General features: G+C 64.6%; 15 protein-coding genes. 9 read left to right on the top strand and 6 right to left on the bottom strand.

Features of this window, described 5'->3' with window-relative positions; genetic code table 11:
• Together BM002_RS01085 and BM002_RS01090 are read left to right on the top strand one after the other, a co-directional pair.
• Positions 1-1215: a hypothetical protein gene (locus BM002_RS01085; RefSeq protein ID WP_092776439.1), complete on the top strand. Its 1215-nt coding sequence runs from the start codon at positions 1-3 to the stop codon at positions 1213-1215.
• Between the two features lie 152 nt (positions 1216-1367).
• The gene (locus BM002_RS01090) at positions 1368-2498 is read left to right on the top strand and encodes a cobalamin-independent methionine synthase II family protein (RefSeq protein WP_092776442.1); all 1131 of its coding nucleotides are present in this window, start codon (positions 1368-1370) and stop codon (positions 2496-2498) included.
• Here the strand turns inward: BM002_RS01090 and BM002_RS01095 are convergent.
• Positions 2495-2947 carry a hypothetical protein gene (locus BM002_RS01095; protein WP_092776445.1) on the bottom strand — a complete coding sequence of 151 codons (453 nt, stop codon included), beginning with the start codon at positions 2945-2947 and terminating at the stop codon, positions 2495-2497. The two genes, BM002_RS01090 and BM002_RS01095, sit on opposite strands and share 4 nt — an antisense overlap.
• Before the next feature lie 111 nt (positions 2948-3058).
• Here BM002_RS01095 and BM002_RS01100 point away from each other — a divergent pair, with 111 nt between their 5' ends.
• A complete protein-coding gene (locus tag BM002_RS01100) occupies positions 3059-3487 on the top strand; it encodes a SufE family protein (protein ID WP_092776448.1) in 429 nt (142 codons plus the stop codon).
• Between the two features lie 158 nt (positions 3488-3645).
• On the opposite strand, the gene BM002_RS01105 is transcribed toward BM002_RS01100, so the two are convergent.
• Complete coding sequence (locus BM002_RS01105) at positions 3646-4545, bottom strand: LysR family transcriptional regulator (RefSeq protein ID WP_092776451.1); 900 nt, start codon at positions 4543-4545, stop codon at positions 3646-3648.
• A gap of 142 nt (positions 4546-4687) precedes the next feature.
• On the opposite strand from BM002_RS01105, the gene BM002_RS01110 reads away from it, so the two are divergent.
• Positions 4688-8095: an indolepyruvate ferredoxin oxidoreductase family protein gene (locus tag BM002_RS01110; RefSeq protein WP_092776454.1), complete on the top strand. Its 3408-nt coding sequence runs from the start codon at positions 4688-4690 to the stop codon at positions 8093-8095.
• 4 nt (positions 8096-8099) lie between these two features.
• Here the strand turns inward: BM002_RS01110 and BM002_RS01115 are convergent, their stop codons facing one another.
• On the bottom strand, positions 8100-8321 hold the full coding sequence (locus tag BM002_RS01115; protein WP_092778551.1) for a sulfurtransferase TusA family protein: 222 nt from the start codon (positions 8319-8321) through the stop codon (positions 8100-8102).
• Between the two features lie 71 nt (positions 8322-8392).
• Here BM002_RS01115 and BM002_RS01120 point away from each other — a divergent pair, with 71 nt between their 5' ends.
• Both BM002_RS01120 and BM002_RS01125 read left to right on the top strand, forming a co-directional pair.
• A complete protein-coding gene (locus BM002_RS01120; protein WP_092776457.1) occupies positions 8393-9616 on the top strand; it encodes a hypothetical protein in 1224 nt (407 codons plus the stop codon).
• Positions 9613-10995, top strand: a complete 1383-nt coding sequence (locus BM002_RS01125; protein ID WP_092776460.1) for a cytochrome P450 — start codon at positions 9613-9615, stop codon at positions 10993-10995. The genes BM002_RS01120 and BM002_RS01125 overlap by 4 nt, the downstream gene beginning before the upstream one ends.
• Positions 10996-11035: 40 nt before the next feature.
• Here the strand turns inward: BM002_RS01125 and gpt are convergent, their stop codons facing one another.
• The 3 genes from gpt to fabI are packed head-to-tail and all read right to left on the bottom strand — an operon-like array spanning position 11036 to position 12982.
• Complete coding sequence (gene gpt / locus BM002_RS01130) at positions 11036-11539, bottom strand: xanthine phosphoribosyltransferase (RefSeq protein ID WP_092776463.1); 504 nt, start codon at positions 11537-11539, stop codon at positions 11036-11038.
• A gap of 14 nt (positions 11540-11553) precedes the next feature.
• Positions 11554-12162, bottom strand: coding sequence for a LysE family translocator (locus tag BM002_RS01135; protein WP_245749083.1), 609 nt, complete (start codon positions 12160-12162; stop codon positions 11554-11556).
• A gap of 4 nt (positions 12163-12166) precedes the next feature.
• Positions 12167-12982, bottom strand: a complete 816-nt coding sequence (gene fabI, locus BM002_RS01140; protein WP_092776465.1) for an enoyl-ACP reductase FabI — start codon at positions 12980-12982, stop codon at positions 12167-12169.
• Between the two features lie 81 nt (positions 12983-13063).
• On the opposite strand from fabI, the gene pdxH reads away from it, so the two are divergent.
• The 3 genes from pdxH to BM002_RS01155 all read left to right on the top strand — a co-directional run bounded on the left by pdxH (position 13064) and on the right by BM002_RS01155 (position 14873).
• Complete coding sequence (gene pdxH / locus BM002_RS01145; RefSeq protein WP_092778553.1) at positions 13064-13675, top strand: pyridoxamine 5'-phosphate oxidase; 612 nt, start codon at positions 13064-13066, stop codon at positions 13673-13675.
• A 269-nt stretch (positions 13676-13944) separates the two neighbouring features.
• The gene (locus BM002_RS01150) at positions 13945-14418 is read left to right on the top strand and encodes a cold-shock protein (protein ID WP_245749084.1); all 474 of its coding nucleotides are present in this window, start codon (positions 13945-13947) and stop codon (positions 14416-14418) included.
• The gene (locus BM002_RS01155; RefSeq protein WP_092776468.1) at positions 14397-14873 is read left to right on the top strand and encodes a DUF192 domain-containing protein; all 477 of its coding nucleotides are present in this window, start codon (positions 14397-14399) and stop codon (positions 14871-14873) included. Before BM002_RS01150 ends, BM002_RS01155 begins: the two co-directional genes overlap by 22 nt.
• The last annotated feature ends 45 nt before the right edge of the window (positions 14874-14918 follow it).

Raw genomic sequence — 14918 nt, forward strand, 5'->3', positions numbered from 1 at the left:
ATGTACTACGTCGCCGATTCGAACCGCCTTCTCTCGGAAGGCGTCCTGACCCCGGATCAGGTCAACACCCTGCGCGAACAGGCGCGGGAGACGATGATGAAACTCGGGGTGAACACCCTGCTGACCGGGGGGATCATCGCTGCGACCCTCGGCTTGATCTTCTGGCTGGCCGCTCCGCTGCCGGTCGCCATCTGCGGCATCCTGGCCCTTGTCGCGGGCTTTGCGGCGCTGGCCATGGGTGGTGAAACCCTGCGCTTCTTCGGCAATGCCGCGGCCCTGATCGGGGCGGGGCTTCTGCTTGGCGGGGCTGGGTTCGAACTGGTCGACAGGCACGAAACCATCGCAGGTCCTGCCATGCTTGCCCTGGGCGGCGCGGTGGCCACGATCTTCGGTCTGGCGTACCGCCGTCCGCGCTTCACCTCGCGCTTCGCCTGCGGCTCCATCTTCCTGATGGGCGTGGCCCTCCACCTCTGGGGCCTGGGCTATCTGTCCGAACACAACGACTGGACGGGACTGCCCGTCGCCCTGGTCTCGCTATATGCCGCGCTCCTGATCGCCGGGGCAGGGGTCTGGACCGATGTCCGCCTGGTTACCGCGCTGGCCATCGTCCCCTTTGCCCAGGCCCTGTCGACCGGCACCGCTTACTGGCACGCGGCCTATGCGTTCTACTCCCCGGAATCGACGCTCACCATTCTCCAGATGACCACCGTCGTCCTGGCCGGCACCTATGCCGCCAGCCACCTGGCCCCGCGCTTTGCCCGCCACGGCGCGATCCTCGCGGTGATGGCCATGGTGGTCGCCAATCTCGCCGCCCTCGTCGGCTCTCTCTGGGGAGACTTGGTGGGTCAGACCGTCTGGGGCCCGGGGACAAGCTACTATCGCTCCGGCATGAGCTCCGCCGACTACCAGATCGCCTTCGAAACGTTTCAGGAAACCGCTCTGCACATTTCCCGCGAGGTCTACTCCGTCCTCTGGGCCATCGCCCTCGCTGTCGCGATCTTCTGGTCCGCCCACACGGCGCGTCGCGGCCTCTTCAACACCGCCGTCACTTTCGCGGGCCTCCATGCCTATACCCAGATGTTCGAAAGCTTCGGCGACGAACCGCTGGCCTATGTCATCGGCGGACTCGCTGCGATCCCGCTGGCCTGGGGTCTCTGGCAGGTGGACCGCCGCTATCTGGCCCCGCGTGCGTCGGGCCAGGCATCCTCTGCTTGAGCAGGGTGCCGATCAACCCCCGTGCGCCGCGCGTCTGTACGGGGGGTGTACAGGGGGTGTACGGGGGGTGACCCCCGTTTTTCCCATGAAAACTTGCCCTTTGCGGCCTGTCGTGGCACCCCTTTTCACAACCTCGTGAACAGGAGCCCCCCATGCCCATCCGCGTCACCCACACCGGCAGCCTTCCCCGCACCCAAGAGGTCGTGGACCTGATCTTCGCCCGCGAAAACGGTGACGCCTACGACCCCGCCACCTTCGATTCCGTGATGGCGAAGAACTGCTCCGAGACGGTCCGCAAGCAGGTCGAAGCGGGCATCGACGTCGTCTCCGACGGCGAGACGTCGAAGATCAGCTATGCCACCTACGTCAAGGACCGCTATACCGGCTTCTCCGGCGATTCCCCCCGCAACGCGCCCGCCGATCTCAAACTCTTTCCCAGCTTTCTCAAACGGTTGGCGCAGGATGGCGGAACGCCGAAATACGCCCGACCCATGTGCACCGGCCCGGTGAAATCCAAGGGCCAGGACGAGCTTCTGAAGGACATCCACCACCTCAAGGACGCCATGGCGACCCACGGCGCGGCCGAGGGATTCATGAATGCGGCGTCGCCCGGCGTCATCTCGCTCTTCCTGCAGAACGACCACTATGCCAGCCGCGACGAATACCTCGCCGCCCTGTCGGACGCGATGCGCGACGAATACCGCACCATCCTCGACGCGGGCCTTTTTCTGCAACTCGACTGCCCCGACCTCGCCCTGTCGCGTCACATGCTATTTGCCGACCTGTCGGACGACGCCTTCCTCAAGATCGCCGCCAGCCACGTCGAGGCCTTGAACAACGCCCTGCAAGGCCTTGATCCGTCACGGATTCGCGTTCACATCTGTTGGGGAAACTACGAGGGGCCGCACGTCTGCGACATCGACATGGACAAGGTGTTCTCCACCTTCCTGTCGGTCAACGCGAGCCAGCTTCTGTTCGAAACGTCGAACCCGAGGCATGCCCACGAATGGCAGGTGTTCCGCGACCGCGCGTCCGAAATTCCCGATGACAAGGTCCTGGTGCCCGGTGTCATCGACAGCACGTCGAACTTCGTCGAACACCCCGAAGTCGTCGCCGAACGCCTGACCCGTTTCGCCCATATTGTCGGCACCGACCGCGTCATCGCCGGCAGCGATTGCGGCTTCGGCACCTTCGCGGGCTTCGGCGCCATCGACCCCGATATCGCCTATGCCAAGCTCAAGAGCCTGGCCGAGGGCACGGCCCTCGCCAACGGCCGTCTCTAACGGCGGCTGACCGACCGGCGGTTCTGCAGGCCCTGCACCACGATTGTGCGGATCCCGGCCAGTTCTTGCGTGGTAAACGATTGACCGGCAAGGACTTCGCGCGACGGCTGCGTGCCCACGGGCTCGGGGCTGAGCGGTGGCAGGATCTGGAAATCGAGGACAAGGACGCTCGGGTCGTCGGACGGCATCCGGATCAGGTCGGCCTCCCAGAAGCCCTGGGTCGGCGGCAAACCGACGCTCGACACGATGGCCCCCGACGGCGTTGGTGCGACGTCCAGCGACACGACCTGCGCCACAAGGGGCCGCGCCACGTCACCGCGGGCCTGTGCGATCTGCTCCTCGCGCTCGGACCCGAACCAGTTGAACGGGTTGAGCCGCGATTGCCCCAGGCTGCATCCTGCAAGCGCGGTCACCGCCAGCACTGCGCCGATCCGTGTCGTCCAACCCATCGTGTCCCCCGTATCCTTTGCCCTTGGGCTAGCCCATTGTGCGAGGTTTGGGAAGCGGGCTGGACCTTTGCGGGATCCGCCCCTAGGTCGACGGGCAACGAAGGGGGCACCATGGCACAGGATCGCTTTGAAGAGCTTGTCGAGACGTTCGAATTTCTGGACGACTGGGAAGACCGCTATCGCCACGTGATCGAGATGGGCAAAGCCTTTCCGCCGCTCGAGGATGCGCTGAAGGTGGAGGCAACCAAGGTCGAGGGCTGTGCCAGTCAGGTCTGGCTGCATCCCCGGATCGAAGGGCAGGGCGCGACCGCCACGTTCGATTTCGCGGGCGAGTCCGACGCGATGATCGTGCGCGGTCTGATCGCCATCCTGCACGAGCTCTATGCCGGGTTGTCCGTGGAAGAGGTCACGAAGGTCGATGCCCGCGCCGAATTGGCCCGCCTTGGCCTGAACGAACACCTGTCGTCACAACGCTCCAACGGCCTGCGCGCCATGGTCGAACGGATCCGGGCGACCGCCGCCACGACCGCCGCGACATAAAAAAAGGCCGAGCTCAAGGCTCGGCCGAAGTCCAACAGGGAGGTGAAGGCGGCAATGCCGTCCTTCAAGCGTCCAATTATTGGTCACCCTGCCACCGATCAAGGCAGAAACTGAACGGATCGGTGCATTCCCGCTATGCGTTTGGTGCAGGGCTTTGGTCAGGCGCTGGCCTGGCGCGACTTGCGATAGGCCACCACTTCCTCGACCACGAAATCGCGGAACGCCTCGATCCGCTTGGAGCCCCGCAACTCCTCCGGGAAGGCCAGGAATACCGGAACCTCGTTCGACTCGATGTTCGGCAAGACCCTGACAAGCTGCGGGAAATCCTGGCTCAGGTAGTCTGGCAGCACGCCGATGCCGAGGTTTGCTAGAACCCCCTGCAAAACCCCGAAATAGTTGTTCACGGTCAACGTCCGGCCCACTTCGTAGGACAGCAGTTCCCGCACCAGAATGGCGCCGGCGCTGACTTGCGTCGCGGCGGCGGCCTGACAGATCAACCGGTGGTTCGGCAGGTCGCGCACGTTCTTGGGCGTCCCGGTCTTTTCCAGATAGGCGGGCGTCGCGAAAAGCTGCATCCGGATATCCATCAACCGCTTGCGCACCAGGTCGGCCTGGCTCGGCTCCTTCATCCGGATCGCCACATCGGCCTCTCGCATGGGCAGGTCCAGAACCCGTTCCTCCAGCATCAGGTCGATGCTCAGATCGGGGTATTTGTCATAGAGTTTCGACAGACGCGGGGCCAGCCAGATGGAGCCGAAACCGATGGTCGTGGTGACGCGCAGGTTGCCGAACACCTCCTCCTCGCTGTCGCGGATGCGCGCCGACGCTGCCTCCAGCCGCTTGTTCATCGCCTGCGCGGCGTCGAACAGCAGCTCGCCCTGTTCGGTCAGGATCAGGCCGCGCGCATGGCGGTGGAATAGCGTCGTGCTCAGACTTTCCTCGAGCGCGCGAATCTGTCGGCTGACGGCAGACTGCGACAGGTGCAGCGTATCGCCCGCATGGGTCAGGCTGCCCGCGCTGGCCACTGCGTGAAAGATGCGAAGCTTGTCCCAGTCCATCTGTTCGTCGTCCCATGTGTCCTGAAATCGTGTTTTGCTTATGACACACGGTCAGTTGAAGACCAGACAAAGACACGACCCCAAGAAAATGCTTTATAGGTCAGCAAATGTGACCTATATTGCTGCCAGGGAGGGCGTTCACATGCGTCACGATGTTTGTTTGAGCGATCGCTATGACCTGACCAAGGATCATGTCCTGTTGAACGGGACACAGGCCCTTGTCCGCCTGATGCTGATGCAGAAGGAACGGGATCGCAGGGCCGGTTTGAACACGGCTGGCTTCTGCACCGGATATCGCGGATCGCCGCTCGGGGCGGTCGATCTGATGATGACGAAGGCCGAAAAGGTCCTGACGGCGAACGACATCACCTTTCGACCCGGCCTGAACGAAGACCTGGCCGCCACGTCGGTCTGGGGCACGCAGCAGGCCGAATTGCGCGGCGAGGGGCGTTTCGACGGCGTCTTCGGTCTGTGGTACGGCAAGGGGCCGGGGGTGGACCGGTCGGGCGATGTGATGCGCCATGCCAACATGGCCGGCACCTCGCGCAATGGCGGCGTGTTGATGGCCATGGGCGACGACCACACCGGCGAATCCTCGACGACCTGCCACCAGTCTGACTGGGCGCTTGTCGATGCGCATATGCCGGTGCTGTCGCCCGCGGGCGTGCAGGAGATCCTGGATTTCGGCGTCTACGGTTGGGCGTTGTCGCGCTATGCCGGTGTCTGGGTCGGCCTGAAGACGATGAAGGACACGGTCGAGGTGACGTCGGTCGTCGACGGGCGTCCCGACCGGCTGTCCTTCGTGACGCCGGAGTTCGACATGCCGCCCGATGGCCTGAACATCCGGCTGAACGACCACTGGATCCCGCAGGAAGACCGCCTTCTGGGCTATAAAAGATGGGCGGCCGAGGCGTTCAGTCACGCCAACAAGATGGACAAGCGGATGCACGGCAAGCCGGGGGCCAGGATCGGCTTCGTGGCCGCTGGCAAGAACTGGCTCGACCTTGTGCATGCCATGGGTCTGCTTGGGCTGGACGACGCGGAATGCGAGCGGCTCGGCATCACCACCTACAAGGTCGGACAGACCTGGCCCATGGACATGAAGGGCCTGCATGACTGGGCCGAGGGGCTGGACCTGATCGTCTGCGTCGAGGAAAAGCGCAAGCTGATCGAGGTGCAGGTCAAGGAAGCCATTTTTGACGACCGCCGGGGTCGCCGAGTCTATGGCTACCGCAAGCAGAGCGGCGGGCCGATCCTGTTTCCGCAGGCCTATGCGCTCGACCCGGCCGACATCGCCGCGAAACTGGGGGATATCCTGACCGAGGAGGGGCGTGGCACCGACCGCATCGCCGCCGGTCTGGCCCGCATCGCCGAGGCGCGCCGCGCCGACAACGCGCCCGATATCGCCAAACGCACGCCCTGGTTCTGCTCCGGCTGCCCGCACAACACCTCGACCAAGGTGCCCGACGGGTCGCGTGCGGGCGCAGGGATCGGGTGCCACGTCATGGCGCTCTGGATGGACCGTTCGACCGAGGGCTATACCCACATGGGCGCCGAAGGCGTGAACTGGGTGGGCGAGTCGCTCTTCTCCACCCGCAAGCACGTGTTCCAGAACCTGGGCGAGGGGACGTACAACCATTCGGGCATTCTCGCCATCCGCGCGGCCCTCGCTGCCGGGACGAACATCACCTACAAGATCCTCTACAACGACGCCGTCGCCATGACCGGCGGTCAGCACAACGAGGGCGATCTGGCCCCCGAACAGATCGCCCGCGAACTTCAGGCCATGGGCGTCAAGACCATCGCCGTCGTCTTCGACCCCAAGGAAGGCGTGGACCGCGGGAAATTCCCCGGTGGCCTCGACTGGCACGAACGCGATGAACTGGATGCCGTGCAAAAGCGCATGACCCAGGTCGAGGGCGTCAGCGCCATCCTCTATATCCAGACCTGTGCCGCCGAAAAGCGCCGCCGCCGCAAGCGCGGCACCTTCCCCGACCCGGATCGCCGCATCTTCATCAACACCGACGTCTGCGAAGGCTGCGGCGATTGCGGGGTGCAATCCAACTGCGTCTCTCTTGTCCCGGTCGAGACTGAATTCGGCACCAAGCGCGCCGTGGACCAGTCGAGCTGCAACAAGGATTACAGCTGCGTCAAAGGGTTCTGCCCGTCCTTCGTGTCGGTCGAGGGGGCGCAGCTGAGGAAGAAGGCCACCGCCGAGGTCGAGATCGGCGATCTGCCCGAACCCGCCCTGCCGACGATCGACGGCACATGGAATACGGTCATCACCGGCGTCGGCGGCACCGGCGTGGTCACCATCGGCGCCGTCATGGCCATGGCTGCGCATCTGGATGGCAAGGGTGCGGGGATGATGGAAATGGCGGGTCTGGCGCAAAAGGGTGGGGCCGTGGCGCTGCACGTCCGTCTGGCCGAAAAGCCCTCCGATATCAGCGCGATCCGCGTCGCCCTGGGCGAGGCGGATGCCCTGATCGGCGGCGACCTCGTGGTGTCCGCCGATGCCAAGATGCTGTCGCTGACGACGACCGGTCGCACCGGCGCAGTGGTCAACAGCCACGAAATCGTCACCGGCGATTTCACCCGCAATGCCGATTTCAAGCTGCCCGCCGACCGCCTGTCCCTGTCGCTTCAGGCGCGGTTGCGCGAGGGGCTGACGCTGTTCGATGCGTCGAAACTGGCCGAGAAACTGCTGGGCGATACGATCTTTTCCAACATGATGATCCTCGGCGCGGCCTGGCAGCGGGGTCTTGTCCCGCTTAGCCGCGCGGCGATCCTGAAGGCGGTCGAGCTGAACGGCGCGGCGGTGGAGCGCAACCAGCGGGCCTTCGATCTGGGACGGTGGGCCATTGCCCGCCCCGAGGAGGCATCGAGCGTCGTGCGCGATGGCACCGTGGTCGCCCTGCCGAAGTCGCCCGAAGACAAGATCGCGGTGCGCGTCGCGCATCTGACCGCCTATCAATCGGCCCGCTATGCGCGTCGCTACACCCGGATGCTGGACCGGATTTCGGATCCGGCGGTCAAGGCTGCGGTGGCGCGGGGCTATCACAAGCTCTTGGCCTACAAGGACGAATATGAAGTAGCCCGCCTCTTGCAGGGGACGCGCGACAAGGCCCGCGCTGCCTTTGATGGCGATCTGAAGCTGACCTATCACCTGGCCCCCCCGATGCTCAGCCGGACGGGCCCGGATGGTCGCCCGGCCAAGCGCGACTTCGGCCCCTGGATCGAGCGGGCCTATCCCTGGCTCGCCCGAATGAAGCGGTTGCGCGGCACCCCCTTTGACGTGTTCGGCCGCACCGCCGAGCGGCGGATGGAGCGGGCGCTCATCAAGGAATACGAGGCCGACATGGCCGAGGTCCTGCCGATTCTGTCGGAGACGACGCGCGACGCCATCGTGGCGCTGGCCGAATTGCCGTTGCAGATCCGGGGTTTCGGCCCGGTCAAGGACGCGAACGCACGGCAGGCCGCAAAACGGCGCGAGGAACTGCTCGCCGTGATCCGCGCCGGTGGCCCGAGCGTCGCGCAGGCGGCGGAATAGGCGGCTATCTTTTGCGCAGGGTAAAGGTCGTGCCGGTCGCGCCCATGAAGTCGTGACCCGCTTCGGCACAGAAATGGGGCACATCCACATGGGCCGCCGGATCGTCGGCCAGAAGCTGCACCACGGCACCGGGCGGCAGGTCGGTCATTCGTTTGCGCAGGCGCAGGACGGGCAGGGGACAGAGCAGCCCCAGGGCGTCAACGACAAGATCGGGGGTATCGGACATATCCGGGTCCTTATTTTTGCCTTCGCGATCTGCCATCCTATGCGCAACCGACGCAAGCCAAGACCTTCCCCATGCGCCCAGTGAAACGCCGCCGCGTTTTGTACATTCCGGGGTACGACCCCTTCCACCCGCGGCGCTACCGTGAACTTTACCGCAAGGAAGGCGCGGCGCAGGCGGCCATTTCGGCTTATGCGCTGGACCTGTCCAAGGGGGACGGGCCCTATTCCTGGAACGTCCGCGCCGAGATGGACGGTGCGGTGACCGACACAAGGGTCGAGGTTCTGGTCTGGTCCGACATCGTCGCGGGCAGCATGTCGGGGTCGATCCCGGCGACCTATCTTCAACTGCTTCGCACCTCCTGGATCTACATCGGATCGGGCGCGCTGTTTCGCCTGATGCGCCTTCGCAAGGGGCCGGTGATCGCCGCGCTTTATCCGGTGGTTTTCCTGTTGGCTCAATTGCTTGTGGCGGTCCTGTTGGGGGTCTTTGCCTTCTGGCTGGTGCGCGCCGGGGTTTCGGCGCTGCCGGTCGGGGTGCCGTTGACGGTGACGGGTTCGATCCTGGGGGCCTTGGCGGGACTTGGGGTCGGGGTCTTGCTGCTGCGCTGGTTCAAGGCCAAGGATTCCAAGGTCTTCGCCTACTATCTGATGCACGACTACGCCTTTTCGGCCCGGTGGAAGGGGGCCAATCCTCCGGCACTCGAGGCGCGGATGGCGGATTTCGGGAAAAAGGTTCTCGACGCGCTCGACAGTGACGCGGACGAGGTGCTGATCGTCGGCCATTCGTCAGGCGCACATCTGGCGGTCTCGGTGCTGGCCGACCTGATCCGCGCGGGGCAGGTGCCCGAGGGTCGCCTGTCGTTCCTGAGCCTCGGTCACGTCGTCCCGATGGTCAGCTTTCTGCCGGATGCCAGACAGTTACGGCGCGATCTTCATGTGATGGGTGGCCAGAGCCTGATCCCTTGGGTCGATGTGACAGCCCCCGGCGATGGCTGTGCCTTCGCGCTCTGCGATCCTGTCGCGGTCAGCGGGGTCGCTCCCGATCCACAGACTGGCCCTCTTGTCCTCTCGGCGGCCTTCACGCAAACCCTGTCACCCGAGCAATGGAAGGCCATGAAGCGGCGGTATTTCCGACTGCACTTTCAGTACCTTTGCGCCTTTGACCGACCCGGCGACTACGACTATTTCCGGATCACTGCGGGGCCGATGACACTGGGCCAACGATACGAGGGGCGCGCGCCGAGTCCGTCGCGCCTGACCCGTCCGGTCAATGGCTATCCGGACATGGCCCCGTGATCCCGCCCAAGCCCCCGTCGCGCGAGGGCCGCGTGGGTCTGATCGGCTATGCCCGCCGTTTCCGGCAAGACATCCTGAGCGCGCAGCCCGCCCGGCTTTATCGCGCGTGGATGGCGGAATTTCGGACACCGTTCTTTCGCAGCTACATGATGAACGACCCGGAACTGATTGATCTGGTTCTGAAACAGCGGCCCGATGATTTCCCAAAATCCGACCGGGTGCGCGAAGGGCTGGCCCCGCTTCTGGGGCGGTCGGTTTTTGTCACGAACGGCGAGGAGTGGAAACGCCAGCGCCGCATCATCGACCCGGCCTTCGGCAAGGGCCGCCTGAAAGAAGCGTTTCCGGCAATGCTGGAGGCCAGCGACGCGATGGTCGCGCGACTGTCTGATGGCGTGCACGAAGTCGAGGAACTGGCCAGCTACGCCGCCGCCGATGTCATCTTTCGCACGCTGTTTTCCGTGCCCATCGAGGACCGGTTGGCGGCGCAGGTCTTTCAGGAATTCCGCGACTATCAACGCACACAACCCCTTCTGAACATTGCCGCTTTGCTGCCTTTGCCGCGCTGGATGCCGCGCTTTCACAAGCGGCGGACGCGGGCGGCGGCGGCGTCGATCCGGGCGGCGATTGCGGCTTTGGTGGACCGGCGGGCGGCGGAGATCGCGGCGGGGAGGGCGCCAGACGATCTGGCGACCAAGATCATGACCTTTGCCGACCCCGAGACGGGGCATCGCTTTTCCCCCGAAGAGATGGTCGATCAGGTCGCGATTTTCTTTCTGGCCGGTCACGAGACTTCGGCGTCGGCGCTGGCCTGGGGCTTGTACCTGTTGGCGCGGGATGCGCAGGCGCAGGACCGGGTCGCGAGCGAGGCGGCGCTCGATTGGGAAAACTTCACGTTTTCCGAGCTTTCCAAGCTGGTGTTCACGCGCGACGTGTTCCGCGAGACGCTGCGCCTCTATCCGCCGGTGCCGATGATGGTGCGCGAGACAACGCGGGCGGAGACGTTTCGGGGACGGGAGGCGCCAGTGGGGGCGCAGTGCGTGCTGAGCCCCTGGCACCTGCATCGGCATGAGCGGATGTGGGACGATCCGGACGCATTTGATCCGGGGCGGTGGCAGACGGAAAAAGGACGTGAAAGCAGCCGCTTGGCCTATATGCCGTTCAGTGCGGGACCGCGGGTCTGCACCGGGGCGGGCTTTGCCATGGCCGAGGGCGTTCTACTTTTGGCGCGGTTTATCAACGACTTCGAGGTCGCGCCCGACGGGCCGGAGCCGGTGCCGGTGGCGCATCTGACGGTGCGGGCGAAGGACGGCATCCGCCTGCGCCTGACCCGCCGGAACCGCCCGAAATCGACGTATTCAGAGCGGGTGATCCACGGGTGATCTGCGTCCGACGTGAATTCAGGCCACCCGCGCCCCCGGATCAATCCTTGCCGCGATAGGGCTGAACGTATTGCAGGGCCATGTCCCAGGGGAAGAAGATCCAGGTGTCCTGACTGACCCCGGTGATGAAGGTGTCGACCATCGGCTCGCCCTTGGGCTTGGCATAGACGGTGGCGAAATGCGCCTTGGGATACATCTGGCGCACGATTTCCAGTGTCTTGCCGCTGTCCACAAGGTCGTCGATCACCAGAATGCCGGTGCCGTCGCCCACCATCGCCTCGTCGGGCTTGGACAGCACCTGTGCATCGCCCTGGGCCTGATGGTCGTAGGACTTGATGGAGATCGTATCGACCAGCCGGATATCGAGTTCGCGCGCGACGATCATCGCCGGGGCCATGCCGCCCCGCGTGATGGCGACGATGGCCTTCCACGCGCCGTTGTCGGGGCCCTTGCCATCCAGCCGCCAGGCGAGCGCGCGGCTGTCGCGGTGGATCTGGTCCCAGGAGATATGGAAGCCTTTTTCGTGGGGGAGTTGGGTGGACATGGAAACCTCCGGGATCAGGACGTGATGAGAAGCCGCAGCCCGAGGCCGCCGAGGACAAGCGCCATGGCGCGCGACAGCGAAGGCTTGAGCGCGATGTAGCGGGCGCGGATGCGGTCGCGGGACATGAGATAGGCGAGGGCCGAATAGAGCACGATTTCAAGGACGATCTGGTTGACGGTGATCAGCGCCATCTCGGCCGCCGAAAGGCCCGGCGGGAAGATCACCAGAAGGACACCGGCAGCGAAGAGGATGCTTTTGGGATTGCCGAGGTTCAGCAGGAAGCCGTTGAGGAAGGCGCGGCGGCGCGACACGGGCGGCGCGGCCCCCGGCGGGTCGTTGGCGCCGCGCCAGATCAGGACGGCGAAGACCAGGACAAGGACCGCGCCACCGATGCGCAGGAACGTGTAGGCGGTCGGGATCACCTCGAACAGGGTGGCGAGGCCCAGAAGGGCGGCCAGCGTCCAGAGGCCCGCCATGACGCCAAGGCCGACGCCCGTCATCACGCCTTCGCCACGCCCGCCCCGCAGGGACGCCTGCACACAGATCAGGAACGCGGGGCCGGGGGCCGCGACGGCGAAGAACAGCGCCAGGTTGAAGGCCAGAAGATGCGTCGCGGTCAGCACCGCGTCAGCCGTCCTTCTTGTCCAGCGTCATGTCGGGGGCGTCGACGTTCTTCATGCCGACCACGTGATAGCCCGCGTCGACATGGTGGATGGTGCCGGTCACCGCCGACGACAGGTCCGACAGCAGATACATGGCCGATTGCCCGACCTCGTCCTGGGTGACGGTGCGGCGCAGGGGAGAATTGTATTCGTTCCACTTCAGGATGTAGCGGAAGTCGCCGATGCCGGACGCGGCCAGCGTCTTGATCGTGCCCGCCGAAATGGCGTTCACGCGGATGCCGTCGCGGCCCAGATCCTCGGCCAGATATTGGACCGAGGATTCGAGCGCGGCCTTGGCCAGACCCATGACGTTGTAATGGGGCATGACCTTTTCGGCGCCGTAGTAGGAGAGCGTCAGGGCCGAGCCGCCGTTCTTCATCATCTTCTCGGCGCGCTGCATCACGGCGGTGAAGCTGTAGACCGAGATGTTCATCGTCATCAGGAAGTTGTCGAGCGAGGTGTCGATGTAGCGGCCGCGCAGTTCGTTCTTGTCGGAAAAGCCGATGGCGTGGACCACGAAATCGAGGTTGTCCCAGAGATTGCCCAGATCGGCGAACATCTGGTCGATGGTCGCCCCTTCGCCCACGTCGCAGGGCAGGACGATGTTCGACCCGACCTGCGCGGCCAACGGCTCCACCCGTTTCTTGAGCGCCTCGCCCTGATAGCTGAACGCGAGTTCGGCCCCCTGCGCGTGGCAGGCCTTGGCGATCCCCCAGGCAATGCTCTTGTCGTTGGCGAGACCCATGATGAGTCCGCGTTTGCCTGCCATGATACCGGCCATAGTCCCCTCCGACTTGTCTTGGCACCGGCTTTAGGCGAAAGGCTGATGTGCAGCAAGGTTATCGGGCGCAAGGGGGTCGGGATGGCGGCGGAACGGAGCGGGATTTTCGAGGGCAACGACCCGATCGCGATTGCGCAGCGTTGGCTGTCCGAGGCCGAGAAGACCGAACCCGAGGACCCGAACGCCATCGCGCTGGCCACGGTGGATGCCGATGGGTTGCCCAATGTGCGGATGGTTCTGTTGAAGGAGATCGAGGCGGACGCCTTTGTCTTCTATACCAATTTCGAGGGCAAGAAGGGTCAGGAGCTGGCCGCCCATCCCAGGGCCGCCTTCGTCATGCACTGGAAGTCGCTGCGCCGTCAGGTGCGGGTGCGCGGCCCTGTAGAGCGGGTCGAGGATGCGCAGGCGGATGCCTATTATGCGTCGCGGTCGTTGCAGTCGCGTCTGGGGGCCTGGGCATCGGACCAGTCCCGACCGCTCGAAAGTCGGGCCAGCCTGATGGCCAAGGTCGCCAAGGTGACGGCGACCAAGGGGACATCCCCGGCGCGACCGCCGTTCTGGGGCGGGTTTCGTATTCGCCCCGTCGAGATCGAGCTCTGGGCGGACGGGCCGTTCCGGCTGCACGACCGGTTCCGGTTCGTGCGCGGGACAGATTCGCAGGGCGGCTGGACAGCGGCGCGCCTGAACCCGTGAGACACGGACGACAGTAAACGAACATTAACGAAAATACGGAAATGGTTAACGAAGATTAACCATTTTTATCGTCTGCCCGGCGGAGACGCGCGCATGACGCAACGGAAATGGCCGGGGAGTGTTCTGAAACTGCGAAAAATAGTTGCTTTGCGGTTCTGCGTCAGTTTTTCACCACCGTGCGCCAACGAGAATACCCTGATGGATTTTAGAAAGGGAACGTTGTGAGTAACGTTGAGGTATCGATAGCAGCTGCCAGAACGACCGGAACCGTGAAGTGGTTCGATGCAACCCGGGGGTTCGGGTTCGTGGTGTCGGACGAGGTGGAACGTGATGTTTTGCTGCACGTGAATGTCCTGCGGAATTTTGGACAGAGCTCGGTCGCCGATGGCAGCCGGGTGGAATTCAGTTATCAAGCCAGCGACCGCGGTCTGCAGGCCGTTGAGGTATTCGATATCGTGGCCCCCGAGGTGGAAGTGACCGAGGACGAGCCCGAGTATCTGCAGCCCGTGCCCGAAAACCTGCCTTATGAACCTGCCCGCGTGAAATGGTTCGACAAGGGCAAGGGGTTCGGCTTCGCCAACATTTTCGGGTCGGCCCAGGACATCTTCATACATGTCGAGGTATTGCGCCGCTTCGGACTTGCGGACCTGTTGCCCGGCGAGGCAGTCTGCCTGCGTGCCATGGACGGCACGAGGGGCCGTCTGGCCGTAGAGGTGCGCCGTTGGGAAGACTACAGTCGCTAGCCATCGCTCTGGCCGGTCTCGTCGTATCGACGGGGCTGGCTTATCCGGCCTGCGCCCCTGACCGCGTCGATATCCGGGGAGACTTCGGGTCGGCGCGATTCTCGGTTGAGCTGGCCGTCACGCCGCAGGAACAGGCGCGGGGTCTGATGTTTCGCGACTCGATGCCGAAGATGGACGGGATGCTGTTCCTCTATGCGCAGGCGCGCGATGTGTCCTTCTGGATGCGCAATACGCTGATCCCCCTCGACATGCTGTTCATCGACGCCGAAGGCCGGGTTCTGCGGGTGCATGCCAATGCCGTGCCGCTGGACGAGACGCCGATCAACGCGGGCGGGCCGACGATCGCGGTCCTGGAGATCAATGGCGGATTGGCCGAAACGCTCGGGATCGAGGCGGGGGCAGAGGTGCGGTCGCCCGCCTTGCCGCAGGAAAACGCGGCCTGGCCCTGCGACTGAGGTCGCGGGGCTTTTCCCCGTCGAACAACGCTGCTAGGGGACGGG

The organism is Jannaschia pohangensis (genome assembly GCF_900113875.1).
Lineage (GTDB): Bacteria > Pseudomonadota > Alphaproteobacteria > Rhodobacterales > Rhodobacteraceae > Jannaschia > Jannaschia pohangensis.

Excerpts from the sequence above, each read along its gene's own strand:
- BM002_RS01085 (WP_092776439.1), top strand. The coding sequence starts at position 1 with ATGTACTACGTCGCCGATTCGAACCGCCTTCTCTCGGAAGGCGTCCTG.
- BM002_RS01090 (WP_092776442.1), top strand. The coding sequence starts at position 1,368 with ATGCCCATCCGCGTCACCCACACCGGCAGCCTTCCCCGCACCCAAGAG.
- BM002_RS01095 (WP_092776445.1), bottom strand. The coding sequence starts at position 2,947 with ATGGGTTGGACGACACGGATCGGCGCAGTGCTGGCGGTGACCGCGCTT.
- BM002_RS01100 (WP_092776448.1), top strand. The coding sequence starts at position 3,059 with ATGGCACAGGATCGCTTTGAAGAGCTTGTCGAGACGTTCGAATTTCTG.
- BM002_RS01105 (WP_092776451.1), bottom strand. The coding sequence starts at position 4,545 with ATGGACTGGGACAAGCTTCGCATCTTTCACGCAGTGGCCAGCGCGGGC.
- BM002_RS01110 (WP_092776454.1), top strand. The coding sequence starts at position 4,688 with ATGCGTCACGATGTTTGTTTGAGCGATCGCTATGACCTGACCAAGGAT.
- BM002_RS01115 (WP_092778551.1), bottom strand. The coding sequence starts at position 8,321 with ATGTCCGATACCCCCGATCTTGTCGTTGACGCCCTGGGGCTGCTCTGT.
- BM002_RS01120 (WP_092776457.1), top strand. The coding sequence starts at position 8,393 with ATGCGCCCAGTGAAACGCCGCCGCGTTTTGTACATTCCGGGGTACGAC.
- gpt (WP_092776463.1), bottom strand. The coding sequence starts at position 11,539 with ATGTCCACCCAACTCCCCCACGAAAAAGGCTTCCATATCTCCTGGGAC.
- fabI (WP_092776465.1), bottom strand. The coding sequence starts at position 12,982 with ATGGCCGGTATCATGGCAGGCAAACGCGGACTCATCATGGGTCTCGCC.
- pdxH (WP_092778553.1), top strand. The coding sequence starts at position 13,064 with ATGGCGGCGGAACGGAGCGGGATTTTCGAGGGCAACGACCCGATCGCG.